This window comes from Telluria sp. ZB4P34 (genome assembly GCF_059686055.1).
The window spans coordinates 1-24832 of the sequence record NZ_JCASIF010000025.1 but is presented as its reverse complement, the minus strand read 5'-3'; the positions used below and the strand labels follow the sequence as shown (position 1 = coordinate 24832).

Annotated in this window: 17 protein-coding genes, 2 tRNA genes and 1 pseudogene; 13 read left to right on the top strand and 7 right to left on the bottom strand. The window is 65.4% G+C overall.

Going from position 1 to position 24832, the window contains the following annotated elements; genetic code table 11:
• Positions 1-75: 75 nt before the first annotated feature.
• The gene (locus tag AC56KL_RS22500; RefSeq protein ID WP_497182408.1) at positions 76-2247 is read left to right on the top strand and encodes a DUF4214 domain-containing protein; all 2172 of its coding nucleotides are present in this window, start codon (positions 76-78) and stop codon (positions 2245-2247) included.
• Positions 2248-2329: 82 nt separating this feature from the next.
• Positions 2330-2545: a SlyX family protein gene (locus AC56KL_RS22495; protein WP_497182407.1), complete on the top strand. Its 216-nt coding sequence runs from the start codon at positions 2330-2332 to the stop codon at positions 2543-2545.
• Here AC56KL_RS22495 and AC56KL_RS22490 read toward each other — a convergent pair.
• Complete coding sequence (locus AC56KL_RS22490) at positions 2520-3839, bottom strand: FAD-dependent oxidoreductase (RefSeq protein ID WP_497182406.1); 1320 nt, start codon at positions 3837-3839, stop codon at positions 2520-2522. The genes AC56KL_RS22495 and AC56KL_RS22490 overlap by 26 nt on opposite strands.
• A 194-nt stretch (positions 3840-4033) precedes the next feature.
• Here AC56KL_RS22490 and AC56KL_RS22485 point away from each other — a divergent pair, with 194 nt between their 5' ends.
• From AC56KL_RS22485 to AC56KL_RS22460, 6 genes are all read left to right on the top strand, one after another.
• Entirely contained in the window at positions 4034-6199 is a 2166-nt protein-coding gene (locus AC56KL_RS22485; protein WP_497182405.1) for a M3 family metallopeptidase, read from the top strand.
• A gap of 106 nt (positions 6200-6305) precedes the next feature.
• Positions 6306-8429, top strand: coding sequence for a M3 family metallopeptidase (locus AC56KL_RS22480; RefSeq protein WP_497182404.1), 2124 nt, complete (start codon positions 6306-6308; stop codon positions 8427-8429).
• A gap of 76 nt (positions 8430-8505) precedes the next feature.
• A complete protein-coding gene (locus AC56KL_RS22475; protein WP_497182403.1) occupies positions 8506-10644 on the top strand; it encodes a M3 family metallopeptidase in 2139 nt (712 codons plus the stop codon).
• Positions 10645-10678: 34 nt separating this feature from the next.
• The gene (locus AC56KL_RS22470; RefSeq protein WP_497182402.1) at positions 10679-10963 is read left to right on the top strand and encodes a VF530 family protein; all 285 of its coding nucleotides are present in this window, start codon (positions 10679-10681) and stop codon (positions 10961-10963) included.
• A gap of 10 nt (positions 10964-10973) precedes the next feature.
• On the top strand, positions 10974-11282 hold the full coding sequence (locus tag AC56KL_RS22465) for a DUF4404 family protein (RefSeq protein WP_497182401.1): 309 nt from the start codon (positions 10974-10976) through the stop codon (positions 11280-11282).
• 90 nt (positions 11283-11372) lie between these two features.
• Positions 11373-13637 carry a YgiQ family radical SAM protein gene (locus AC56KL_RS22460; RefSeq protein WP_497182400.1) on the top strand — a complete coding sequence of 755 codons (2265 nt, stop codon included), beginning with the start codon at positions 11373-11375 and terminating at the stop codon, positions 13635-13637.
• A 138-nt stretch (positions 13638-13775) separates the two neighbouring features.
• Here the strand turns inward: AC56KL_RS22460 and AC56KL_RS22455 are convergent, their stop codons facing one another.
• The 3 genes from AC56KL_RS22455 to AC56KL_RS22445 form a co-directional block, all read right to left on the bottom strand.
• Positions 13776-14576, bottom strand: a complete 801-nt coding sequence (locus AC56KL_RS22455) for an HDOD domain-containing protein (protein WP_497182399.1) — start codon at positions 14574-14576, stop codon at positions 13776-13778.
• A 478-nt stretch (positions 14577-15054) separates the two neighbouring features.
• Positions 15055-16218, bottom strand: a complete 1164-nt coding sequence (locus AC56KL_RS22450) for an AI-2E family transporter (protein WP_497182398.1) — start codon at positions 16216-16218, stop codon at positions 15055-15057.
• Positions 16215-16700 (bottom strand): cyclic nucleotide-binding domain-containing protein, encoded by a 486-nt coding sequence (locus AC56KL_RS22445; RefSeq protein WP_497182397.1) that lies wholly within the window; start codon positions 16698-16700, stop codon positions 16215-16217. The genes AC56KL_RS22450 and AC56KL_RS22445 overlap by 4 nt, the downstream gene beginning before the upstream one ends.
• A 252-nt stretch (positions 16701-16952) precedes the next feature.
• Between AC56KL_RS22445 and AC56KL_RS22440 the strand changes: the two genes are divergently transcribed.
• Positions 16953-18107 carry a GGDEF domain-containing protein gene (locus AC56KL_RS22440; protein WP_497182396.1) on the top strand — a complete coding sequence of 385 codons (1155 nt, stop codon included), beginning with the start codon at positions 16953-16955 and terminating at the stop codon, positions 18105-18107.
• A gap of 217 nt (positions 18108-18324) precedes the next feature.
• On the opposite strand, the gene AC56KL_RS22435 is transcribed toward AC56KL_RS22440, so the two are convergent.
• Together AC56KL_RS22435 and AC56KL_RS22430 are read right to left on the bottom strand one after the other, a co-directional pair.
• Positions 18325-18401, bottom strand: a tRNA-Asp gene (locus tag AC56KL_RS22435).
• A gap of 41 nt (positions 18402-18442) precedes the next feature.
• Positions 18443-18518: transfer RNA gene (locus AC56KL_RS22430), tRNA-Val, on the bottom strand.
• 187 nt (positions 18519-18705) lie between these two features.
• On the opposite strand from AC56KL_RS22430, the gene AC56KL_RS22425 reads away from it, so the two are divergent.
• Positions 18706-19989: a glycerate kinase type-2 family protein gene (locus AC56KL_RS22425; protein ID WP_497182395.1), complete on the top strand. Its 1284-nt coding sequence runs from the start codon at positions 18706-18708 to the stop codon at positions 19987-19989.
• 28 nt (positions 19990-20017) lie between these two features.
• On the opposite strand, the pseudogene AC56KL_RS22420 reads toward AC56KL_RS22425, so the two are convergent.
• A pseudogene (locus AC56KL_RS22420) lies at positions 20018-20131 on the bottom strand (IS1595 family transposase); the annotation flags it as partial.
• Positions 20132-20496: 365 nt separating this feature from the next.
• On the opposite strand from AC56KL_RS22420, the gene AC56KL_RS22415 reads away from it, so the two are divergent.
• From AC56KL_RS22415 to AC56KL_RS22405, 3 genes are all read left to right on the top strand, one after another.
• The gene (locus tag AC56KL_RS22415) at positions 20497-22287 is read left to right on the top strand and encodes a S8 family peptidase (RefSeq protein WP_497182394.1); all 1791 of its coding nucleotides are present in this window, start codon (positions 20497-20499) and stop codon (positions 22285-22287) included.
• 267 nt (positions 22288-22554) lie between these two features.
• The gene (dinB, locus tag AC56KL_RS22410; protein WP_497182393.1) at positions 22555-23667 is read left to right on the top strand and encodes a DNA polymerase IV; all 1113 of its coding nucleotides are present in this window, start codon (positions 22555-22557) and stop codon (positions 23665-23667) included.
• 89 nt (positions 23668-23756) lie between these two features.
• Positions 23757-24653 (top strand): recombination-associated protein RdgC, encoded by an 897-nt coding sequence (locus AC56KL_RS22405; RefSeq protein WP_497182392.1) that lies wholly within the window; start codon positions 23757-23759, stop codon positions 24651-24653.
• Positions 24654-24832 lie beyond the last annotated feature (179 nt).

Here is a 24832-nt window from a genome sequence, read left to right as displayed (position 1 = left end):
ACTTCGTTTGTTCCGCAGGAAATACTTTCCGGAAAGCGAGCTCATTCGTGCCGCATCCACCTTCCAATTGCAAGCATGGCAACCGTCTCCGACCTTACCACGACCCCACTGTCCAATCTGAACCACATCGACGCCCTGCTCGACATCGGCCCTGACTGGAACTACCTGACCGGCATCACGGCCAATACGCTGTACTTCACCTTCTCGATCACCTCGGGTAACGAGGTCGATTCGGCGACCGGCAAGGCGGTGACCGGACAGCAGGTCTTCAGTGCCGAGCAGCAGGCCGCGGCGCGGGTCGCCTTCAACTACCTGCAGCAGGTCACCGGCATCAAGTTCGTGGAAACCACGGTCGGCACCGATGCCCAGATCCACCTGGCCTACCTGGATATCGAAGGCGCGCAGACCTCGGGCCTGTGCAGCTGGCAGAGCAGCTATTCCTATAGCGCTGGTAACGTGCTCAGCAGCTACTCGGCGGATGCCTATGTGTACCTGGACAGCCGCGAATGGATGACGCAGAACAGTAATCTTGCAAAGGGTACGGAGGGTTACCAGACCCTGCTGCATGAGCTGGGCCATGCGCTGGGCCTGAAGCACCCGTTCCACGACGATCACGACGACATCGTCCTGCCGACCGGCCAGGACAACACGGCCAACACGATCATGTCGTACACCGATTCCGGCGGCCCCTACAGCGCCTTCAGTCCATACGATATCGCTGCCCTGAACTGGATCTACGGCGGCGACGGCCTGCGCGGCGCGCTTGGTCTCAACTCGACCGCGGGCGGGCGCTACATCACCGGCACCACCGGGACCGACCGCCTGGTCGGCGACGCCGGCGACGACACCATCGAAGGCATGGGCGGCTACGACACCATCGACGGCGGCGCCGGCAAGGACACCGTCGTGTTCAGCGGGCTGCGCAGCGACTACGTCTTCAGCGAAACCGCCAACGGCGGCACCCTGGTGGCCGCCCATCCGACCCTGGGCACGGCGACCATCACCAATGTCGAGCAGTTCAGGTTCAACGACGGGATGTTCCAGCGCTCCCAGCTGGTGGTCGATGTGACCCCGCCGGCCGCGCCGACCATGTCGGTATCGAAGAACGCCGCCGGCTACACGGCCGGCAACAAGCCGCTCATCACCGGGCAAGCCGAAGCGAATGCCGTTGTGCGCGTCTATGAAGGTACGGTGCTGGTGGCCGAACTGCAGGCCGATGCCAGCGGCCTGTTCTCCGGCGTGACCAAGGATGGCCTTAATGACGGCCTCAACCACACCCTGCGCGCGACCGCGACCGATGCCGCTGGCAACGTGTCGGAATTCAGCACCCCGGTCAGCTTCCACGTCGACGCCACTGCGCCGGTCTTGCCGACCTCGACGATAACGCTGGAAGGCGGCGGCAACCAGCCGGTGTTCAGCGGCACGGCCGAAGCCGGCACCACGATCCAGCTGGTGCGCATCGGCGACGCCACCGAGATCGGGCGCACCGTGGTCAAGGCGGACGGCACCTGGAAGATCGATTCGCTGGTCCTGCCGAACGGCGCCTACCAGGTGGCGGCAGTGTCGGTCGACATCGCCGACAACGCCACCAGCGCGCTGAGCCGCATGGAATTCACCATCGACAGCTCGCTCAACCGGACCGGCAATAACCAGAACAACAGCTTCACCCTGGGCGCCGGCAACAATGCCGTCGACGCCATGGGCGGCCTCGATACGGTCGTGTACGACGGCGCGCGCGCAGGCTTCACGCTCGCGCGCGATATCTACGGCCTGAACGTCACCGACAAGAGCGGCGCGCTGGGCAGTGACAAGCTGATCAACGTCGAGCGCATCCAGTTCAAGGACACCATGGTGGCGCTCGACGTCGACGAGGGTGAAGTGGCCGGCTCAGTCTACCGCCTGTATCGCGCGGCCTTCGATCGCGAGCCAGACCAGGGCGGCCTGGCCTACTGGATCCAGGCGCTGGACAGCGGTAACTTCACCCTGAACAAAATTGCGGAGTATTTCTTGGCCGACAAGGAAGCGCAGGCCAAATATTCGACCGACCCGTCGGACGAGTTCTTCGTCACCAAGCTGTACGCGCACGTGCTGCACCGTCCGGCCGAAGGCGCAGGCTTCGATTTCTGGGTCGCCGGCCTGAAGCAGGCCTCGCGCGCCGAAGTGCTGGCCTTCTTCTCGGAGAGCCCGGAAAACCAGGCGCAGGTGATCGGCCTGATCAGGGACGGCATCGAGTTCCCGATGGGCTGAGCGGTCCTCAACGGGCCGGCTGCCGTCCTGTCATAATGCCGGCTTTGTGCCGGCATGTGCCGGCATATGCCGGGAGGGCGCCATGAGCCAGGAAGACCGCATTGATGATCGCCTTGTCGACATCGAAATCAAGATCGCGCACCAGGAAGACCTGGTCGAGACCTTGAACGAGACCATCTACCGCCAGGGGCGCCGCATCGACCAGCTCGAAGCCCTGGTCGCTTCGCTGGTGGACCATGTGCGCACCCTGCAGTCCAGCCGCCAGGGACCGGTCAACGAGAAGCCGCCTCACTACTGACCGGACCAGCCGCAGCGGCGGCGGCCAGCATGCCGCCCAGGCGCTTGCCCAGGCAGAGCAGGGTGAGCGTGGGCGGCAGGCCCCATGGCTGCGGGATCACCGAGGCGTCGCACACATACAGTCCCGGCGCGGCGCGCAGTTCGCTGTCCACCCCCTCTCCGATCCGTACGCTGCCGCCCGGATGCGCGGCAAAATGGTGGGTCGCGAACACGTGGTGGGCGCCTGCCTGGCGCAGGATGGCCTGCGCCATCCCGATCCCCTTGCTCAAGCGCGCCCGGTCGCCCGGCGTCAGGCGCTTGTCCACCCAGCGCGGACCCACGGCGCCGCCGATATCGTCCCGGATCTTGACCATGATGCTCAGGGTGCGGCGGTGCGCCCCGATGCGGTCGACCCGCCCGGCCTGCAGCGCGAAGGCCGTGTACATCGGCTGCGGCAGCGTCAGGTCGGCCAGTGCGATGCCCTCGTCCGGAAAGCCGGCGCCGGCCGCCATCGGCACCTCGGCGCCGCCGGTGGCTTCATCCATGTCGTCCACGCTGCCCATCACCGCCACCACCGGGTCGCTGAAGAAGGGCGCCAGGCGCGGGCCCAGGCCGGAGGCGTGCAGCAGGCGCGGGCTGCCGATGCCGCCGCCCGCCAGTACCACCAGCGGCGCGCGCGCCGTGTGGTCGCGGCCCGCGCGCCGGAACGCCACGCCAGTGGCGCGGCCGTCTTCCATCAGCACGCGCTGCACGCGGCTGCGGTCCAGCAGCACGGCGCCATGGCGGCATGCCTCGTCGACGAAGTCGCGCGCGCTCCACTTGGCGCCGTAAGGGCAGCCGTACACGCAGCGCCAGCAGCCGCTGCGGCAGGCCTGCGGACGGATCATCTTGTCGAGCTTGCGCCAGTCGACCCCGGCGGCGCGGGCCGCGTCCATGATGCGCGCCGCCATCGGGCCGACCAGGTTGTCGGGCAGGGGCGCCAGCGGCAGTTCGGCGCGCAGCGCGGAAAGAGCCGGCGCCAGGTCGATGCCGTGCGCCGCGAACATGGCGCCCGGCGGCTCGGCGGCGGTGGCGAAGTTCAGCGCCGAACTGCCGCCCAGGGCCGTGCCGGCCACCAGCAGCGAAGCGTCGCGGTGCAGCCAGGCGCCGCGGCCCGGCAGCGCCATCGTGGCCATCTGGCCCAAGGTGCCGGCGAGCGGCGCGGCGCTGCCCTGTTCGAGGACGAGCACGCGGGCGCCGGCGCGCGCCAGCTCGCGCGCCGTGCCGGCGCCGCCGGGGCCGGTGCCGACGACGATCGCGTCATAGGAAGAAGACAAGAGGGATTCCATGGTCAGGCGGCGATGCTAACACGCCCGATTGATACATGCGGATACATGGCGGATACATGCCCGATACATGCGCGATACCGCTCTGTTTTGTTGTGACGGCAGGCGATCAAGCCTGCTATGATCGTCGCGCAACGGCTGTCGAGCACGCGCGGCAGCTTCCTTCAGCGTCCGTGAAAGATCGCATGAACCGCCCACACCTGCTCATCGTTGCCGCCAGCCTCGCCGCCGTTTCCGCATCTGCCGCGCTTGCTGCTCCTGCTGCTCCTGCTGCTCCCGCTGCGCCTGCCGCACCGGCAGGCCTCGAAGCGTCCAATCCTTTTGCCCGGCCCAGCAGCCTGCCGCTGAACTACCCGGCCTTCGACAAGATCAGGAACGAGCACTTCCTGCCGGCCTACGCCGCCGGCATGGCCGAGCACCTGCGCGAGATCGACGCCATTGCCAGGGACAAGGCGGCGCCGACTTTCGACAACACCATCGTCGCGATGGAGCGCTCCGGCCAGATGCTGGCGCGGGTGGCCATGACATTCTCCAACCTCCTGACCGCCAACACCAACGACGTGCTCGATGCCGTCGACCGCGAGATGTCGCCGAAGATGGCGGCCCACATGGATGCGATCTACCTGAATCCGGCCCTGTTCCAGCGCGTGAAGACCCTGCACGCCAGGCGCGCCTCGCTGGGGCTGGACGCCGAATCAAGCTACCTGCTCGATCGCGTGTACAAGGAATTCGTGCGCGCGGGCGCCAACCTGTCCGCCGCCAACAAGGACAAGCTCAAGAAATACAATGCCGAGATCGCCTCGCTGCAGTCCGATTTCTCCCAGCGCGTGCTGAAGGAAGCCAATGCCTCGGCGCTGATCGTGGACACGCGCGCGGAACTCGCCGGCCTGTCGGAGGCCGAGATCAAGGCGGCCGCCGAGGAAGCCGCAAAACGTGGCCACAAGGGCAAGTTTGCCATCGCCCTCGTCAACACCAGCAGCCAGCCGGCGCTGGCCGTGCTCACGGAGCGCAAGACGCGCGAGCGCCTGATGGCCGCCAGCCTGAAGCGCGGCAGCCGCGGCGGCGAGTTCGATGTCCGCCCGCTGGTGCTGCGCCTGGCCAGGCTGCGCGCCGAGCGCGCCGCCTTGCTGGGCTACCCGAACTACGCGGCCTATTCGCAGGAGCTGGAAACGGCCAAGAACCCGGCCGCCGTCAACAAGCTGCTGGCCGAATTGGCGAAACCGGCGGTGAACAATGCGCGCAAGGAAGCGGCCGACATCCAGAAAGTGATCGACAAGGAAAAAGGTGGCTTCCAGCTTGCCAGCTACGATTGGCCGCTGTACCAGGACAAGGTGCGCGCCGCCAAGTACAACTTCGACGAGAACCAGCTGCGCCCCTACTTCGAGCTGAACCGCGTGCTGGTGGACGGCGTATTCTTCGCCGCCACCAAGGAGTACGGCATCACCTTCAAGGAACGCAAGGACCTGCCGGTGTACGACCCGGACGTGCGCGTGTTCGACGTGTTCGACCACGACGGCAAGCAGCTGGCGATCTTCCTGTTCGACCCTTACGCACGCGGCAACAAGCAGGGCGGCGCCTGGATGAACGAATACGTGTCGCAGTCGCACCTGCTGGGCCGGCGCCCGGTGGTCGGCAACCACCAGAACATCCCCAAGCCGCCCGCCGGCCAGCCCACCTTGCTGACCTACGACGAAGTGCGCACGATGTTCCACGAGTTCGGCCACGCGCTGCACGGTATCTTCTCCGACGTGAAATATCCGCACTTCTCGGGCACCAACGTGCCGCGTGACTTCGTCGAGTATCCGTCCCAGGTCAACGAGATGTGGGCAACCTGGCCCGAAGTGCTGGCCAATTATGCGAAGCACCACCAGACCGGCGCGCCGATGCCGAAAGAACTTCTGGACAAGGTGCTCGCTTCCAAGAAGTTCAACCAGGGCTACATGACCACCGAGTACCTGGCCGCCTCGCTGCTCGACCAGCACTGGCACCAGCTCAAGCCGTCCGAGATCCCGCTGGATGTGCTGGCCTTCGAAGCCAGGGCGCTGAAGGATGCGGGCGTGGACTTCGCCCCGGTGCCGCCGCGCTACCGCACGACGTATTTCTCGCACTCGATGAACGGCGGCTACTCGGCCGGCTACTACGCCTACCTGTGGAGCGAGAAGCTCGACGCCGACACGGTGCAGTGGTTCACCCAGAGCGGCGGCCTGTCGCGCAAGAACGGCGACCATTTCCGCAAGACCCTGCTGTCGCGCGGCGGGAGCGCCGATGCGATGGAGTTGTTCCGCAACTTCCGTGGCCGCGACCCGGTCATCGAACCGCTGCTGGAACGGCGCGGCCTCGCTGGCAATTGAGCCTGCAACTGAATCTTTCCTGCGCCACGTCCTGCGCCGCCGGGCCACAAGCCCGGCGGCGCAGGACGAGCGTGTATCAACGTACTTCAATCAACACCGAGACACCATGAATCGTCCCCGTATGCTCCTGATCGCAGCCAGCGTTGCGATGGCCAACCTGGCCTATGCCGCCCCGCTCGATGCGTCCAACCCGTTCGCCAAGCCGAGCACCCTCCAGTACGGCTACCCGGCCTTCGACAAGATCAAGAACGAGCACTTCGCCCCGGCCTTCGCCGAAGGCATGCGCGAGCAGGCGCTCGAGATCGACGCCATCGCCAACAACAAGGCCGCACCAACCTTCGAGAACACCATCGTCGCGATGGAGCGTTCGGGCCAGCTGCTGGACCGCGTGTCCGCAGTGTTCGGCACCCTGACCGGTTCCTACACCAACGACAGCCTGCAGGCACTCGCCAAGGACCTTGCGCCCAAGCTCGCGGCCCACGGCGATGCGATCCGCCTGAACCCGAAGCTGTTCCAGCGCATTCAGACCCTGTACGCCAAGCGCGACAAGCTGGGCCTGGACGCCGAGTCGACCTACCTGATCGAGCGCTACCACAAGGACTTCGTGCGCGCCGGCGCCAAGCTGTCGGATGCCGACAAGCAGAAGCTGCGCGAATACAACAGCAAGCTGGCCGCCCTGCAGACCCAGCTCAGCCAGAACGTGCTGAAGGAAGTGAACGCCTCGGCCTTCGTGGTCGACACCCGCGAGGAACTGGCCGGCCTGCCCGCCAAGGTCATCGATGCCGCCGCTGCGGAAGCGAAGAAGCGCGGCCTGGACGGCAAGTTCGTGATTCCGGTCGTGAACACCACCCAGCAGGGCCCGCTGTCGCAGCTGACCAATCGCGCCACCCGCGAGAAGCTGCTGGCCGTGTCGATGGTGCGCGGTTCGCGCGGCGGCGAGTTCGACAACCGCGACGTCGTGCTGCAGCTGGCCAGGCTGCGCGCCGAGCGTGCCGAGCTGCTGGGCTACAGCAGCCACGCCGCCTATTCGCTCGAAGACCAGACCGCAAAGACCACCGGCGCCGTCAACAAGCTGCTGTCCGACCTGGCCGTGCCGGCCGTGCGCAACGCCAGGAAGGAAGCCGCCGAGATCCAGGAAGTGATCGATGCCGAAGTCGGCACGAACCAGGGCGGCTTCAAGGTCGCCGCCTACGACTGGGGTCTCTACAGCGACAAGGTACGCACCGCCAAGTACGCATTTGATGCGAACCAGCTCAAGCCCTACTTCGAACTGAACCGCGTGCTGGAAGATGGCGCTTTCTTCGCAGCCAACAAGCTGTGGGGCATCACCTTCAAGGAGCGCAAGGACCTGCCGACCTATGACGCCGACGTGCGCGTGTACGATGTGTTCGAGGAAAACGGCGAGCACCTGGCGATCTTCGTGCTCGACCCGTACGCGCGCCCGAACAAGCGCGGCGGCGCCTGGATGGGCGCCCTGGTCAGCCAGAGCACCCTGCTGGGCCACAAGCCCGTCATTACCAACAACCTGAACCTGGCCAAGCCGGCGCCGGGCGAGCCGACCCTGCTCACCTGGGACGAAGTGCGCACCACCTTCCACGAACTCGGCCACGGCACCCACGGCTGGTTCTCGAAGGTGAAGTACCCGCGCTTCTCGGGCACCAGCGTGCCGCGCGACTACGTCGAGCTGCCGTCGCAGGTGTACGAGATGTGGATGGCCTGGCCGGAAGTGCTGGCCAACTATGCGAAGCACTACCAGACCGGCGCGCCGATGCCATCGGCCCTGCTGGACAAGCTGCAGGCCTCGCAGCGCTTCAACGAAGGCTACCGCACCACCGAGTACCTGGCCGCGGCCGTACTCGACCAGCGCTGGCACCAGCTCGGTTCCAAGGCGATCCCGTCGGACGTGAAGCGCTTCGAGGAGCAGGCCCTGCGTGAAGCGGGCCTCGACTTCGCGCCGGTCCCGCCGCGCTACAGCTCGACTTACTTCTCGCACGCTTTCTCGGGCGGCTACTCGGCCGGCTACTACAGCTACCTGTGGGCCGAGCGCCTGGACGCCGATGCGGGCGAGTGGTTCAAGGAGAACGGCGGCCTGAACCGCAAGGCCGGCGACCGCTTCCGCAAGATGGTGCTGTCGAAAGGCGGAACCATGGATGCGGTGCAGATGTACCGCGATTTCCGGGGTCGCGACCCGGTCATCGAGCCGCTGCTGGAGCGCCGCGGCTTGAAGTGATGCGAGCAGGCCGGCGCGCGCGCCGGCCGTTCTGCTGTTACCACCCGCTTTTATGACAACCACAACGAGGGATAACATGACCCGTCCACATATCCTGCTGGTCGCCGCCGCCAGCGCCTGCGCCAGCATGGCCTACGCCGCTCCCGCTTCGATGCTCGAGGCTTCGAACCCGTTCGCCCGGCCGAGCACCCTGCCGTTCAACTATCCGGCCTGGGACAAGATCAAGAACGAGCACTTCGCCCCGGCCTTTGCCGAAGCGATGCGCCAGGAAACCCTGGAGATGGAGGCGATCGCCAACAACAAGGCGGCGCCGACCTTTGAAAACACCATCGTCGCGATGGAGCGTTCCGGCCAGCTCATGAACCGCGTCGGCGCCGCCTTCGGCACCCTGACCGGCTCGTACACCAACGACACCCTGATCGCCCTGTCCAAGGACCTGGCGCCGAAGCTGTCGGCACATAACGACGCGATCCGCCTGAACCCGAAGCTGTACGCGCGCATCAAGTCGCTGTATGACCGCCGCAACAAGCTGGGCCTGGATGCCGAATCCAAGTACCTGGTCGAGCGCTACCACACCGACTTCGTACGCGCCGGCGCCAAGCTGTCCGACGCCGACAAGCAGAAGCTGAAAGCGATGAACGGCCAGCTGGCCGCCCTGTCGACCCAGTTCGCCCAGAACGTGCTGAAGGAAGCCAATGCCTCGGCCCTGATCGTGGATACCCGCGCCGAGCTGGCCGGCATGTCGGACAAGGCCATCGACGCCGCCGCCGCCGAGGCCAAGAAGCGCGGCCTGGACGGCAAGTTCGCGATCCCGGTCGTGAACACCACCCAGCAGGCAGGGCTGTCGGTGCTGACCAACCGCGCCACCCGCGAGAAGCTGCTGGCAGCCTCGCTGGCGCGCGGCTCGCGCGGCGGCGAGTACGACAACCGCGACGTGGTGCTCAAGCTGGCCAAGCTGCGCGCCGAGCGCGCCGTGCTGCTGGGCTACCCGAACCACGCCGCCTACAGCCTGGAAGACCAGACCGCCAAGACCACGGGCGCGGTCAACGGGCTGCTGGCCGAATTCGCCAAGCCGGCGGTGAACAACGCGCGCAAGGAAGCGGCCGAGATCCAGAAGGTGATCGACCAGGAATCGGCTAAAACCGGGGGGGGCTTCCAGGCCGCCGCCCACGACTGGGCCTTCTACAGCGACAAGGTGCGCGCCGCCAAGTATTCCTTCGACGGCAACCAGCTGCGCCCGTATTTCGAGCTGAACCGCGTGCTGGTGGACGGCGTGTTCTTCGCCGCCACCAAGGAATTCGGCATCACCTTCAAGGAGCGCAAGGACCTGCCGACCTATGACGCGGACGTGCGCGTGTTCGACGTGTTCGACCACGACGGCAAGCAGCTGGCGATCTTCACCCTCGATCCGTATGCGCGCGCGACCAAGCGCGGCGGCGCCTGGGCCAATGCCTGGGTCCCGCAATCGAAGCTGATGGGGACCAAACCGGTCATCGCGAACAACCTGAACATCGCCAAGCCGGCCGCCGGCGAGCCCACCCTGCTGACCTACGACGAAGTGCGCACCACCTTCCACGAGTTCGGTCACGCCCTGCACGGCATGTTCTCGGACGTGAAGTATCCGCGCTTCTCGGGCTCGCGCGTGCCGCGCGACTACGTCGAGTTCCCGTCGCAGGTGAACGAGATGTGGATGGTCTGGCCGGAAGTGCTGGCGAATTATGCGAAGCACTACCAGACCGGCGCGCCGATGCCGAAGGAATTGCTGGACAAGGTGCAGGCCTCGCAGCAGTTCAACGAAGGTTTCCGCACCACCGAGTACCTGGCCGCGTCCCTGCTGGACCAGGCCTGGCACCAGCTGTCGCCGAACCAGATCCCGACTGACGTGCTGGCCTTCGAGGCTGACGCGCTGAAGAAGGCAGGAGTGGACTTCGCCCTGGTGCCGCCGCGCTACCGCACCACCTACTTCTCGCACACCTTCTCGGGCGGTTATTCGGCCGGCTATTACGGCTACCTGTGGGCCGAGAAGCTGGACGCCGACACCGTCAACTGGTTCAAGGAGAACGGCGGCCTGACCCGCAAGAACGGCGACCACTTCCGCAAGACCCTGCTGTCGCGCGGCGGCACGCTCGATGCGATGCAGATGTACCGCAACTTCAGCGGACGCGATGCGAGGGTAGCGCCGCTGCTCGAGCGCCGTGGCTTGACCGGCGAATAAGCCGGCTGTGCCGGCCGTGCAATACGGCCGGCCCATGGACGTTCACGTAAAATCGGGGGAAACGATGCTGAAGCAACGTTTCCCCTTTTTCAAACCAAGCCAAGCGATGAGTGTTCAATCCCTGCACGGTATTACCTTAGAATCCCTGTTAACCCGCCTCGTCGAGCACTACGGCTGGGAGGGACTCGGCCGCCGCATCGACATCAACTGTTTCCAGAAAGACCCGAGCATCAAGTCGAGCCTGAAGTTTTTGCGTCGCACCCCATGGGCGCGCGAGCAGGTCGAGGCGCTGTACCTCGACACCCGCTTTACCAACTAGCGAGAGCGACATGCTGAACGAGAACGAGTACGACAACGCGAACGAGCGCGATGCGAACCTGAAAGCGCACCTGAAGGCCTTGCACCGCCAGTTGCAGGAAACCGACAACGTCGATCCCGAACTGGAAACCCTGCTGCGCCAGCTCGACGGCGACATCGACCGGGCCCTGGCGCGCGAGGAAGAGAACCGGCTCGACGAGAACACCTTCGGCCTGTCCTCGCACACCCAGGAACTGGCTGCCCGCTTCGATGCGAAGCACCCGACCGTGTCGGCCGGCCTGCGCCAGCTCGGCAGCATGCTCGCCAACATGGGCATCTAGCCACTCACTGCTCAGCAAGTCATTGATAAGTAAGCCATTTTTTGGGTCTGAGGCAGACCCGAAAATGGTTTTCCGGTACAATACCGGCCAATGAACTCCCCAGTAAACCTTTTCGCGAGCGTCCCCAAGCGCTCCAGCCGCGCTGCGACCGCGCCCTTCCTCCCGATGTCCCGTGCCGAAATGGACACGCTCGGGTGGGATTCGTGCGACATCATCCTGGTCACCGGCGACGCCTACATCGACCACCCGAGCTTCGGGATGGCGCTGGTCGGCCGCCTGCTGGAAGCGCAGGGCTACCGCGTCGGCATCATCAGCCAGCCGGACTGGACCTCGGTCGAGCCCTTCCGCGCGCTCGGCAAGCCGAACCTTTACTGGGGCATTACCGCCGGCAACATGGACTCGATGGTCAACCGCTACACGGCCGACCGCAAGATCCGTTCCGACGACGCCTACACCCCGAATGCCGAGCCCAACAAGCGCCCGGACCGTGCCGTGACCGTGTACTGCCAGCGCGCCCGCGAAGCCTTCCCGGGCGTGCCGGTCATCGCCGGCAGCATCGAGGCGTCGCTGCGCCGCATCGCCCACTACGACTACTGGTCGGACAAGGTGCGCCGCTCGGTGCTGTTCGAGTCGAAGGCCGACCTGCTCATCTTCGGCAATGCCGAACGCGCGCTGGTGGACGTCACCCGCCGCCTGGCCGCGGGCGAGAACATCAAGAGCATCCGCGACCTGCGCGGCACCGCCTTCCTGGTGCCGCACGGCTGGCTGCCGGACGACGAATGGAGCGTGCACAACTCGACCCGCGTCGACGTGCCGGGCCGCGTCGACGCGCACCCGAACCCCTACGCCATGGCGCAGGAAGACACCAAGGCTTGCGCTACCGAGAACGCCCAACCGGAACCGGTGGTGAAGCCGATCGTCATCATGACGCGCGAGGAGCGCCAGGCCGCCGCCCGCGAGAAGGCGCGCAAGACCGTGGTGCGCCTGCCGAGTTTCGAGACCGTCAGCGAAGACCCGGTGATGTATGCGCACGCCTCGCGCGTGTTCCACCTCGAGTCGAACCCGGGCAATGCGCGCGCCCTGGTGCAACAGCACGGCGACCGCGACGTGTGGCTGAACGCGCCGCCGCTGCCGCTTGCCATGGACGAGATGGACAACGTCTACGACCTGGCCTACGCACGCGCGCCGCACCCGAGCTACGGCAAGGCGCATATCCCGGCCTGGGAAATGATCCGCTATTCCGTGAACATCATGCGCGGCTGCTTCGGCGGCTGCACCTTCTGCTCGATCACCGAGCACGAAGGCCGCATCATCCAGAGCCGTTCGGAACCCTCGATCCTGCGCGAGATCGAACTGATCCGCGACACGACCAAGAACTTCGCCGGCACCATCACCGACCTGGGCGGCCCGACGGCGAACATGTACCGCCTGGCCTGCAAGGACAAGACGATCGAAGAGTCCTGCCGCCGCCTGTCCTGCGTCTACCCGACCATCTGCAGCAACCTGGGCACCGACCACAGCAAGCTGATCTCGCTTTACCGCAAGGCGCGCGCGATCCCTGGCATCAAGAAGATCCTGATCGGTTCCGGGCTGCGCTACGACCTCGCCGTGCGTTCGCCGGAGTACGTGAAGGAGCTGGTCACCCACCACGTGGGCGGCCTGCTGAAGATCGCGCCGGAACACACCGAGCAGGGCACGCTGTCGAAGATGATGAAGCCGGGCATCGGCGCCTACGACGAGTTCAAGCGCCTGTTCGACAAGTACTCGCTCGAGGCCGGCAAGAAGCAGTACCTGATCCCCTACTTCATCGCGGCCCACCCGGGCTCGACCGACGAGGACATGCTGAACCTGGCCCTGTGGCTGAAGAAGAACAACTTCAAGCTCGACCAGGTGCAGACCTTCACGCCGACCCCGATGGCGATGGCGACCACCATGTACCACTCGGGCAAGAACCCGCTGGCGAAGGTGACCGAGGATTCGGAAGTCGTCGAGACGGCCAAGAGCGGCAAGACCCGCAAGCTGCACAAGGCATTCCTGCGCTACTACGATCCGGAGAACTGGCCGGTGATCCGCGAAGGCCTGCGCCGCATGGGCCGGGGCGACCTGATCGGCAATGGCGAGCGCCACCTGGTGCCGGCGTCCGACGAGGGCGCCTCGATGGTGCGCGAAGACCGGCGCGTGCCGGGCGGCGTACCGAAGGGCCGCACCATCGAAGTGGCGCCGAAGCGCGCCGCGCGTACTGCCGAGCGCAGCGAGCGCAAGCCGGCATCGACGCCGTTCATGGCGCCGCCGTCGAAGGTCAAGCCCTCGATTTTGTCGACCATCAAGAGCAAGCCGAAGGCGGGACGCAAGTAGCGTGCTCGGCTTCGCCGAGCACGCGTTCAAACAGTGCTTGCATGAACGCGGCCTTGGCAGATCAACCGTGAGTTGAACGCGCGGTCGGCGTAGCCGACCACCCTACTATAATCCCGCATTGGCCGCTGGGCGGCTGGCTCAGGCGGCGGCCGCGAACGAATCGTGGCTCGGGAAGCGCGCCTGCATCCAGTCCATGCTCAGGCCCAGCGCAGTCACCACGGCCTCCGGCAGCGTATTCAGGATGGCGGGGTCGTCGCTCGGCGTATCCGCCAGCAGGCTGGCCAGGTGCACGATGCCGGCCAGTTTGCAGAACGGCATGGCCGCCATCGGGTCGGACGAGCGCTCTACCGCCGTCACGATCCGTGTCGGGAAGTTCCAGCGCCGGCACAGCTCGGCAGTGATCTGGCCTTCCGACAGTCCCAGCAGGCGTTGCTCGCGTTCCCAACGCGCACCCGGCAGGTGCGGCAATTGTTCGATCTCGGCAAAGGCCGACGGTTCCACCTGATAGATCAGCAGTTCACCCAGGCGCATGATCATGCCGGCCAGCCAGGCTTCGCCGGCATCGGCATTGGCGCCGTTGGCCAGCCACTTGGCGTAGCCGGCGCAGGCCATGCTGCTCTTCCAGAACTCATCGGTATCCAGACCCGGCATGCTGGGGAAGGCATCGGCAAAGCAGGCGGCCAGGGCCAGCGTGCGGATGTGCGCCATGCCGGCCAGGGCAATGGCGTCATCGAGCGAACTGACGTTGCGGCTGGAGCCGAAGCGTGCGCTGTTCGCCAGACGCATCAGCTTGGCGGTAAGGGCCGGGTCGCGCGCGATGATGGCGCTGATGCTTTTTGCCGAGGCATTGTCGTTATCGAGGGTGGCGATCAGGGAGTGGGCGACCTCGGAAATCGTGGGCAGGCGGACGTTGTCGAAGAAACTGGCAAGACTGGTCATGGCGTTCTTTCTTGGAATAGGACGCCACCTCGCGCAGCGTCATGCCGAACCAGTGTATGTCGTGTAGCAACGCTTGTGTAAGAATTTTCCTACACGATAGCGAAATGTAGCAGGCCGGCGACGCCAGCGCCGGCCTGGCCGGTGTGGCGACAAGCCCGCATTCGGCGTCGGCGCGCCGCGCCTTTCGCGTGCGATATCGAGGTCCACGCTGGCCTGGCGCGCGCGCAGCGCCCGCGCATAACGGTGCCGCGCGCAGGCGCGGATTGGTTACGAGGCGCCCCAGTGTCTCGCCGACGACCATCACCACGCCCAGCAGCGGCAGCACCAGCATCAGGAACCCCAGGAACCCCAGGGTCAGGTCTGACATTTGGACACGAACTCAGCCTTGACATAAAGGTTCACTGCATTCGTGCTGTTGAGGCTGTGTCCGATTGTCAGACCTGACCCCGGTGTAGCGACGTAGACCGTTACGATTTCGTCATAAACCGGCGTTCGGCGTCGGCGCGCCGCGCCTTTCGCGTGCGATATCGAGGTCCACGCTGGCCTGGCGCGTGCGCAGCGCCCGCGCATAACGGTGGCGCGCGCGCAGGCGCGGATTGGTTACGAGGCGCCCCAGTGTCTCGCCGACGACCATCACCACGCCCAGCAGCGGCAGCACCAGCATCAGCCCTACCACCCCGGCCAGCGCGCCGCCGATGAAGATCATCAGGACCGTCACCAGGGGATGCACGCGGATGCTGCGTCCCAGGGTCAGCGGCATGAACACGAAGTCGTCCAGCAGGCGCACCAGCACGAACACGCCGATGGCGCCGTAGGCGATAAAGGGATTGCTGGGCGCGTCGGTCGAGGCGACGATCACCACCAGCACGCAGCCCACCACCGAACCGACGAAGGGCACCCAGGCCAGCACCGCCGATATCAGGCCGAGCAGCAGGGGAGACGAGACCCCGATCGTCCACAGCCCGAGCGCCAGCACGGCCGTGTCGAGCACGGTCAGCTTGAGCAGGCCTTCGAAGTAGCGGCGCGCGGTCTGGTTCACTTCGTGCAGCAGGTAAAGGGCGCGCTCGAAATAGGCGTTCGGCACCGCGCGCGCCAGGAATTTCTTGAAGCGCAGGCCGTCGCGCAGGAAGAAGAAGGTGAGGAAGGGCGCCAGCAGCAGCGATGGCACCCAGGTCGCCACCGCCACCAGGATCTCGCCCAGGTGCTTCTCGGCGAAGTTGTCGGTGTGGGTGCGGAAGATGCCGTTCACGGTCGAGGTCAGGTGCATCTCGGCCAGCAGCGGGAACTTCTTCTCCAGCAGTGTCATGGTGTTGTGCACGAAAGCGATGCCGCCGTCGAGGTAGAGCCCGACCGTCTTTTCCCACGAGTCTTCTTCCGGCCCGCGGCTCCACGAGAAGGCGGCCGTCAGGGCCAGCGTGAGGAAGGCGAAGAAGCCCAGGCAGACCAGCATCGCGGCGGCATTGCGACTATGACCCGCGCGCACCAGGCGCTGCATGGGCCCGACCAGGATGTAGTGCAGCACCCCGCCGAAGAGGAAAGGCAGGGCCAGCCACAGCATCTGCTGCACCACCAGCAGCAGCACGCAGGTGGCCGCGATGATCCCGGTCCAGACGACCGGACCGGCCCGTTCGCTGCGGTTCATAGGGCTTCCAGCTGGGGACGGCCGGTACCCATCCATTCGCGCAGGCGCAGGCCGATGTGGCGCGCCAGCGCCAGCGAGATCTTGTAGCCGATCACGGCGTCGGTTTCCAGCAGCCCGAGGAAGTCGGCGCGGAAGAACACCGCCATCTCGCAGGGTTCCATGGCGCGCGCCTGGGCGTTGCGCGGCGAGTTGTCGAGCAGGGCCAGGTCGCCGAAGAAGCTGCCTGGTTCGAGCTCGGCCACGACCTGGTTGCTGCCTTGGTGCTGCTTGTTGATGACCACCCGGCCGCTCATGATCAGGTACAGCGCCTGGCCTTCCTCGCCTTCGTCAAAAACGATTTCATCGGTCAGGTAGTGTCGCTCGTGCAGCAGCCCGTCGACGATTTTCAGTTCCAGGGGGGTCAGCGCGGAAAACAGCGCCGAGTTCTTCAGCCGGTGCAGGCGCGGCGACATCTTGGGCGGCTTGAGGAAACCGAAAATCACGATTGCTCCAGAACGGTGCGTTGGTATGTTGTCTGATGATTATCCGCCATCATGTGCTGCTGTGCATCAAAAACTGTGTCGGAGAAGTGTCGTTTCAAAAAGTGTTGTACTTCATCCATGCTTGCCCGGTGTCTGTTCAATTGTGCATGCCTCATCAGAAAAACGGGATAAGATAATTCTCTACGGCAATAAAAATTAACTCGTTGCATTATCGCGCCCCGCCAGTAGTGGCTCATCCATAGGAACAGGCAAGTGATCGACATCCCCTCTTTCATGCTGGCGCTCGGCGTCGGCAATCTTGCCTTTGCCGTGCTGATGGCGGGCTATACCCATGGCGGCGCGGCCAGTCCGGGGCTGCGCCTGTGGATGTGGGCGCGTTGCGGCATGGGCCTGTGCCAGCTGCTGGGCTGGTCCCGGCCGTATCTCGGCATTCCGGCCCTGCATGGCTTCGAAGGCGCCGGCTGGGTGCTGGCGGTATCGCTCGAAGTGGCCGCCTATTGCCTGTTCTTCGGTTTCGAACGCTGGCAGCGGGTGCTGCTGCCGGTGTCCGCGCTGGCGCTGGCCATCGTACTGGCGGCCGGCAGCGCCGGCGCACCGGCGGCGTATCTCACCGCGCTGGTGGCCGGCGTGCTTGCCCTGTTCGCGGCGGCCATGGCCTGGATCCTGTTGCGCCCGCGGCGCCGCGCCACGCTCCTGCAGCGCATCATCGGCGTGAACGATGCCGTGTTCGCGTTGTCGGTGGCGCTGTGGGCAGCCAGCGGACTGGGGAGCGACATCCCGCTGGGCCAGCACGGCGCCCAGGAGGCGGCCTACCTCGCCGGTTACCTCCTGATGATCGTCAACGGCTTCGGCTTCCTGCTCTTGTGCAAACAGAAGGACGATGCCGACATGGCGCGCCTGGCCACCACCGACAGCCTGACCGGGCTGCCGAACCGCCATGCTTTCCTGGAGCGCGCCGAGACGGCATGCCAGGCTGCAGTGCGCCAGCGCCAGCCGCTGGCGCTGGCCATGATGGACATCGATCACTTCAAGCAGATCAATGACCGCTTTGGCCATGCCACCGGCGACGAGGCGCTGGCGGTGTTTGCCCGCACTGCGCGCGAGACCTTGCGCGCGCATGAAACCATCGGGCGGCTCGGGGGCGAAGAGTTCGCGATGGTGTTGCCGGGGACGGACCTGGGCGGCGCCTTGCAGGCGGCGGAGCGGCTGCGGATGGCGGTGCGCGAGGCGGTCGTGATTACCAGCGGGACGCCGTATACGATGACGGTGAGCGTGGGGGTGGTGGTGATGGATCCGAACGAGACGCTGGGGATGGCGTTGGCGAGGGCGGATCATGCCTTGTATATGGCGAAGAGCGGGGGGAGGGATCGGGTGGAGGCGGGGAGGGCGTTGCAGCGGCGGGCCTGACTTTTAAAACCTGAAATGCAAAGAAGAATGGCCCGACTTGGTCGGGCCATTCTTCTTTGAGGTCCGCAAAGCGGACGGGGCTAGCCGACGTTCCGCCGGCCGCGGATTCGCTTGCAAGCGAATCCCTTCGAGCCCACGGCCCGCATTCGCCCGCAGGGGCGAATGCTCTGATAGAAAAGAAAAAGGGTCCGACTTCTCGGACCCTTTCCTTTGTTTCTGGCGGAGCGGACGGGGCTCGAACCCGCGACCCCCGGCGTGACAGGCCGGTATTCTAACCAACTGAACTACCGCTCCGTTTAATCTGATCATTACTTCGATCAACCTGCTGAATCGCTTGGTGGGCGCTGAGAGGCTCGAACTCCCGACCTAATCCTTGTAAGGGATCCGCTCTACCAACTGAGCTAAGCGCCCGATACTCTATTCAGAGGTTTTCCGTCCGACGCTTGTCATTGCGTCCGAAGAGGCCCGAATTATAGAGGCTGGGATTCGAGGTGTGCAAGGGTTTTTCAAAAAAAATTGAAGGGGCGGAATGGCCGGTTTTCCACTGGTCCGGCGCTTTTGTGCAAAGATCACGGCTTATCCCGGACGAGGACCGACCATGCCCGACGCCCATCCGCTGCTGCTGAACCTGTTCGGCGCCGCCCTGGCCGCCGCCGATCCGTATCGCCTCATCGCACCGCACCTGCCGCCCCCGCCGAAGGGACGCACCCTGGTGCTGGGCGCCGGCAAGGCGGCCGCGCGCATGGCCGAGGCGGTCGAGCGTCACTGGCAGGGGCCACAGGGGTCGCTTGAGGGGCTGGTGGTGACCCGCTATGGGCATGGCGCGCCTACCCGGCACATCGAGGTGATCGAGGCCGGCCATCCGCTGCCGGATGCGGCCGGCGAGGACGCGGCGCGGCGCATGCTGCAGATGGCCGCCGGGCTGGGGCCGGACGACCTGGTGCTGTGCCTCATGTCGGGAGGCGGTTCGGCATTGATGTCGCTGCCGGCGCCCGGCATCAGCTTCGAGGAAAAACGCGCGCTCAACCGCGCACTGCTGCGCTGCGGCGCGCCCATCGCGGAAATCAACCGCGTGCGGCGCCACCTGTCCGCCATCAAGGGCGGGCGGCTGGCCCTGGCCTGCCATCCGGCGCGGGTGCTGACCCTGGTGGTGTCGGACGTGCCGGGCGACGATCCGGCCGTGGTGGCCTCGGGGCCGACCGTGCCCGACGGCAGTCGCGGTCTCGATGCGCTCGCCATCCTAGAGAAATACGGCATCCCCGTGCCGGACGGGGTGCGCGCCGTGCTCGCCGACCCAAGGCTGGCGGCGCCGCTGCCGGATGATCCGCGCCTGGCGCGCAACGCCACCCGCGTCATCGCCACCGCCCAGCACGCCCTCGATGCGGCCGCCGGCGCCGCCCGCGCCGCCGGCTATGCGCCGCTGATCCTGTCGTCCAGCATGGAAGGAGAAGCGCGCGAGGTCGCACTGGTGCATGCCGGCATCGTGCGCCAGGTCGTACGGCACGGCCAGCCGCTGGCGGCGCCCTGCGTCCTGCTGTCCGGGGGCGAAACGGGCGTGACAGTGCGCGGCCGGGGCAGGGGAGGGCGCAACGCCGAGTTCCTGCTGGCCCTCGCGGTGGCGCTCGACGGCCTGCCCGGCGTGCATGCGATCGCCGTCGATACCGACGGCATCGACGGCACCGAGGACAATGCCGGCGCCTGGCTGGCGCCGGGGACGCTGGCGCGCGCCCGCGCCCAGGGACTGGATGCGCGCGCGCACCTGGCGGATAACGACGGCTACGGCTTCTTCAGCGCGCTCGGGCAGCTGGTCGTGACCGGACCGACCCGCACCAATGTCAACGATGTGCGCGCCATCGTCATCGAAACCGATGTGTTGTCATGAGCTTGCGAAACGAATGGTTCTGTCAGCGTTATCTCTTGATGATCCCGATCGCAATGCGCAGCAATTGCTCTGCGGTACTCACCCGGTCGTCATCGAGCGCGCGGCGCCAGCCCAGGTAGTTGGGCAGGTAACGCGAGGCCACGAGCTCTTCTTTGTTCCTTTCAGGCGTGCTTCCCGCTCATCCGTGAAGAAGCTTTTTATTGCCGCCGGCAATCGTAGCAAGCTCTACATTATCCAGGAATAAAGCAGCTTGACTTACGTCAACACATTTGTGGCTTACGTTATTTGCCTGGTTTAACGTTTCGCCGAAGAAAACATGTTTCTGCAATAGCGGTGCAATTCGGTGTTGTGAATACGCCGAAATTGTATCGAATTGTCACGCACGATCTCTTCCTTTCGTATTACGCTGCTTTTCGCCGCGTACAGACGGCACCGGCAATGACCGGAAACCAACGACACAGGCGAGGCGCATTTCGCCTGACGGAAAACACTAAACAAGGAAGAAACATGAAGCAATCGCATTCGATGCATCCTGCAATGTTGAAGATGTGCGCTGCAATCTCGCTCGCCCTCGTGGCGGCCACGGCTGGCGCGGCCGAGCAGAAGTTCATTGTTGAAACTGACCGTATCATCGTGAAGTACAAGGACACGGCGCCGGCCAGCAAGGGCGCAGCCAAGGCCGCCAAGGCAGCCTTGAAGGCCGAGCGCAAGGCGAAGCTTGATCGTGCAGGCCAGGAATTCGGCATGACCGTCGCCGAAAGCCACGTGATCTCGACCGGCGCCCATGTGTTGAAACTCAATGGCCGCAAGCACCTGCAAGAAATCCAGAAACTGGCCGCCGAAATGATGGCGCGCGACCCGGACATCGAATACGCCGAGCCGGACCGCATCATGACCCACATGGCGACGGCGAACGACCCCTATTATGCCCAGCAGTGGCACTACACTGACGCCACCGGCGGCCTGCGCTTGCCGACCGCCTGGGACAAGTCGACCGGCCTGGGGGTGGTCGTGGCCGTGATCGACACCGGCTACCGTCCGCACGCGGACCTCAGCGGCCAGCACCTGCCGGGCTATGACTTCATCAGCAGCGCCACCATCGGCAACGACGGCAACGGCCGCGACAGCGATCCGAGCGACCCGGGCGACTGGGTGGCCGCGGGCGAATGCGGCGCCGGCTCGCCGGCCTCGGGCTCGAGCTGGCACGGCACCCACGTGGCCGGTACCGTTGCCGCCAAGACCAACAATAGCCTGGGCGTGTCCGGCGTGGCGTACAACGCCAAGATGGTTCCAGTGCGCGTGCTCGGCAAGTGCGGCGGCTACACCTCCGACATCGCCGACGCGATCACCTGGTCCTCGGGCGGCGCCGTGACCGGCGTGCCGGCCAATGCCAACCGCGCCAAGGTGCTGAACCTGTCGCTGGGCGGCACCGGCGCCTGCGACGCCACCACCCAGACCGCGATCAACGGCGCCCGTTCGCGCGGTTCCGTCGTGGTGGTGGCAGCCGGCAACGACAACATGAATGTCAGCAATGCCAGCCCGGCGAACTGCTCCGGCGTCATCGCCGTGGCGGCCACCGGCAAGACCGGCGGCCGTGCGTCGTACTCGAACTACGGCACTCTGGTGGACGTGGCGGCGCCCGGCGGCGACGGCAGCTTCAGCGTGATCTCGACCCTGAACTCGGGCACGTCGTCGCCGGGTTCGGACAACTACGCCGGCTATCAGGGCACCTCGATGGCGACCCCGCACGTGGCCGGCGTGGCCGCGCTGATGTTCGCGGCCAAGTCGACCCTGACCCCGGACCAGGTAGAGAGCATGCTGAAGTCGACCGCGCGCACCTTCCCGGCGACCTGCTCGGGCTGCGGCACCGGCATCGTGGACGCGACCGCGGCGGTGAATGCGGCGATCGGCGGCGCCACCACGCCGACCGCTCCGACCATCAACGAAAGCGAGTCGAACAACACCACGGGCACGGCCGACCTGGTCTCGACCGCCGGCACCACCGTGAACGGCGTCATGGGCAGCTCGACCGATACGGATTACTTCCGTGTCGATCTGCCGGCAGGCAAGACCCTGAGCGCGACCTTGACCCCGAACTCGACTTCGGACTACGACCTGTACGTCTACAACAGCGCGGGTAGCCTGCTGGGCCGTAGCGAAAACGGCGCCGGCGCCGCCGACAGCGTGAGCTCGGCCAATACCGGCACCACTGCGTCGATCCGCTACGTGCGCGTCGTGTACTACAGCGGCGGCACCGGCTCGACCAGCGGCAAGTACACGCTGAAGACCAACTGGTAAGTTCAGGACGAAGCGGCGCGGCTCCCCTGCGCCGTCTTCATCCGGGAACGCGCGGCATGCCGCGCGTTCTTTTTTAGTGGCGACGCCGGCAAATTGGTTTTGTAGGGTGGTCGGCTTCGCCGGCCGCGCGTTCAAACAGATTATGTGCTGCCACAACGCAACAGTGCGTTGAACGCGCGGTCGGCAGAGCCGACCACCCTACGGCTTGCAGTATTTCCACTTTCCACGGATACTGTATGCAATTACAGTAGTCGGCTCCGCCGTCACGTGAACGCTCCGCTCCGTAAAATCATCCACTGCGATTGCGACTGCTTCTACGCATCGGTCGAGATGCGCGACGACCCGTCGCTGCGCGGGCGTCCGCTCGCGGTCGGCGGACGTCCCGACCAGCGCGGCGTGGTCGCCACCTGCAACTACGAGGCGCGCCGCTACGGCATCCATTCGGCCATGGCCACGGCCCAGGCCATGAAACTGTGCCCGCAGCTGCTGGTGATTCCGCCGGCGATGGAAAAGTACCGCATCGCCTCGCGCCAGATCATGGATATCTATGCCGACTACACCGAACTGGTGGAGCCGCTCTCGCTCGACGAGGCCTACCTCGACGTCAGCGATTCGCCCCACTGCAAGGGCAGCGCCACCCTGATCGCGCAGGAAATCCGGCAGCGCATTGTCGAGACCGTCGGCATCACCGCCTCGGCCGGGGTGGCGCCGAACAAGTTTGTGGCCAAGATCGCCAGCGACTGGAACAAGCCGGACGGCCTGTTCCTGGTGCGCCCGGACGAGGTGGACGCCTTCGTTGCCGCGCTGCCGGTGAAAAAGCTGTACGGCGTGGGCAAGGTGACAGCCGAGAAGATGAACCGGCTCGGCCTGCAGACCTGCGCCGACATGCGTAGCTGGAGCATCGAGCGTCTGACCGAGCATTTCGGCAGCTTCGGCTACCGGCTGCACAAGCTGTGCCGCGGCATCGACGAGCGCGAAGTGAACACCTCGCGCGAGCGCAAGTCGATCAGCACGGAAGAGACCTACACGCCGGACGTGCCCGACCTGGATGCCTGCCTGCGCCTGCTGCCCGACCTCTACGAACACCTGCTCGGCCGCATCAAGCGCAACGGCGCCGACAAGTTCATCAACAAGCTCTTCGTGAAGATCAAGTTCTCGGACTTCCAGCAGACCACGGTCGAGTGTGTTGGCTATGCGCCACATATCCCGACCTATGCGCGGCTGATGGAGACCGGCTGGGCACGCCATGGCCGTCCGGTGCGGCTGCTGGGTGTGGGCGTGCGCCTGAGCGACACTGAAACGGCGGAGCAACTGCGCCTGTTTGAGGATGCGCTACCCGCCGCCATCGTCGAGCTTGTTGGTGACCCGGCAATAGATTAATTTTTTCCCCCACCTGCGGGACGAAATTTCCGCGCGGCAGCGTAGAATGTCGTTCCCCAGAATTTTTAGAAACAATCGGATAACAGCGTATGTGGTTCAAGAATCTCCAGATTTATCGCCTGCCCGCTCCCTGGGCATTCAACCCGGAACAGATGGAAGAAGCACTGCAGTCGCAGGCTTTCACGCCCGCGAGCAGCAATGAACTGCTGCGCCAGGGCTGGGATTCGCCACGCGGCAACGGCAAGCTGGTCCATGTCGTCAACAAGCAGATGCTGATGATGCTGGGCACCGAGAAGAAGCTGCTGCCGAGCTCGGTCATCAACCAGGTCGCCAAGGCCAAGGCCGCCGAACTGGAAGAGCAGCAGGGTTTCGCGCCGGGTAAGAAGGCGATGAAGGAACTGAAGGAACGCGTGGCCGACGAACTGCTGCCGCGCGCCTTCTCGATCCGCAGCAACGTGTGGGTCTGGATCGACCCGGTCAACGGCTGGCTGGTGGTGGATGCCGCCAGCCCGTCGAAGGCGGACGACGTCATCAAGCTGCTGCTGAAAGCAGTGGACCGCATGCCGCTCGAATCGCTGCGCGTGCAGCGCTCGCCGGTGGCCGTGATGACCGGCTGGCTGGAAGCGGACGAAGCGCCCTACGGCTTCACCATCGACCAGGACACCGAACTGCGCGCCACCGGCGAGAGCCGCGCTGCCGTGCGCTACGTGAAGCACACGCTGGAACCGGACGACATCCGCCGCCACATCGCCGCCGGCAAGCAGTGCACCCGCCTGGCCATGACCTGGAACGACCGCATCAGCTTCGTGCTGACCGAATCGCTGGCGATCAAGGGCGTCAAGCCGCTGGACGTGATCAAGGAAGGCGAAACGGTCACGTATAGCGATGACGAGCGCTTCGATAACGACATCGTGCTGATGACGGGCGAACTCGCCAAACTGATGGCGGATGTGGTTGAAGCCTTGGGCGGGGAAGCCAAGGCGTAATCGGATACCAGCGCCATTGCAGTAACTCAGGCGCCGGCTATCACCGCGTGGGCAGGGAACCTGCCCACCCTGTAAAGGCAAAGTTGAAATGTCCGCTTCTGGCAAAGTTGAAATGTCCGCTTGGTTGCCCAGGTTAGCGCGAGCTAACGCGCTTTTGAGCGGACATTTTCTTTGCTGCG

What these genes read in the sequence shown, in the direction of transcription:
- AC56KL_RS22500 (WP_497182408.1), top strand. Translation starts at nt 76, where the DNA reads ATGGCAACCGTCTCCGACCTTACCACGACCCCACTGTCCAATCTGAAC.
- AC56KL_RS22495 (WP_497182407.1), top strand. Translation starts at nt 2,330, where the DNA reads ATGAGCCAGGAAGACCGCATTGATGATCGCCTTGTCGACATCGAAATC.
- AC56KL_RS22485 (WP_497182405.1), top strand. Translation starts at nt 4,034, where the DNA reads ATGAACCGCCCACACCTGCTCATCGTTGCCGCCAGCCTCGCCGCCGTT.
- AC56KL_RS22480 (WP_497182404.1), top strand. Translation starts at nt 6,306, where the DNA reads ATGAATCGTCCCCGTATGCTCCTGATCGCAGCCAGCGTTGCGATGGCC.
- AC56KL_RS22475 (WP_497182403.1), top strand. Translation starts at nt 8,506, where the DNA reads ATGACCCGTCCACATATCCTGCTGGTCGCCGCCGCCAGCGCCTGCGCC.
- AC56KL_RS22470 (WP_497182402.1), top strand. Translation starts at nt 10,679, where the DNA reads ATGGACGTTCACGTAAAATCGGGGGAAACGATGCTGAAGCAACGTTTC.
- AC56KL_RS22465 (WP_497182401.1), top strand. Translation starts at nt 10,974, where the DNA reads ATGCTGAACGAGAACGAGTACGACAACGCGAACGAGCGCGATGCGAAC.
- AC56KL_RS22460 (WP_497182400.1), top strand. Translation starts at nt 11,373, where the DNA reads ATGAACTCCCCAGTAAACCTTTTCGCGAGCGTCCCCAAGCGCTCCAGC.
- AC56KL_RS22455 (WP_497182399.1), bottom strand. Translation starts at nt 14,576, where the DNA reads ATGACCAGTCTTGCCAGTTTCTTCGACAACGTCCGCCTGCCCACGATT.
- AC56KL_RS22450 (WP_497182398.1), bottom strand. Translation starts at nt 16,218, where the DNA reads ATGAACCGCAGCGAACGGGCCGGTCCGGTCGTCTGGACCGGGATCATC.
- AC56KL_RS22425 (WP_497182395.1), top strand. Translation starts at nt 18,706, where the DNA reads ATGCCCGACGCCCATCCGCTGCTGCTGAACCTGTTCGGCGCCGCCCTG.
- AC56KL_RS22415 (WP_497182394.1), top strand. Translation starts at nt 20,497, where the DNA reads ATGAAGCAATCGCATTCGATGCATCCTGCAATGTTGAAGATGTGCGCT.
- AC56KL_RS22405 (WP_497182392.1), top strand. Translation starts at nt 23,757, where the DNA reads ATGTGGTTCAAGAATCTCCAGATTTATCGCCTGCCCGCTCCCTGGGCA.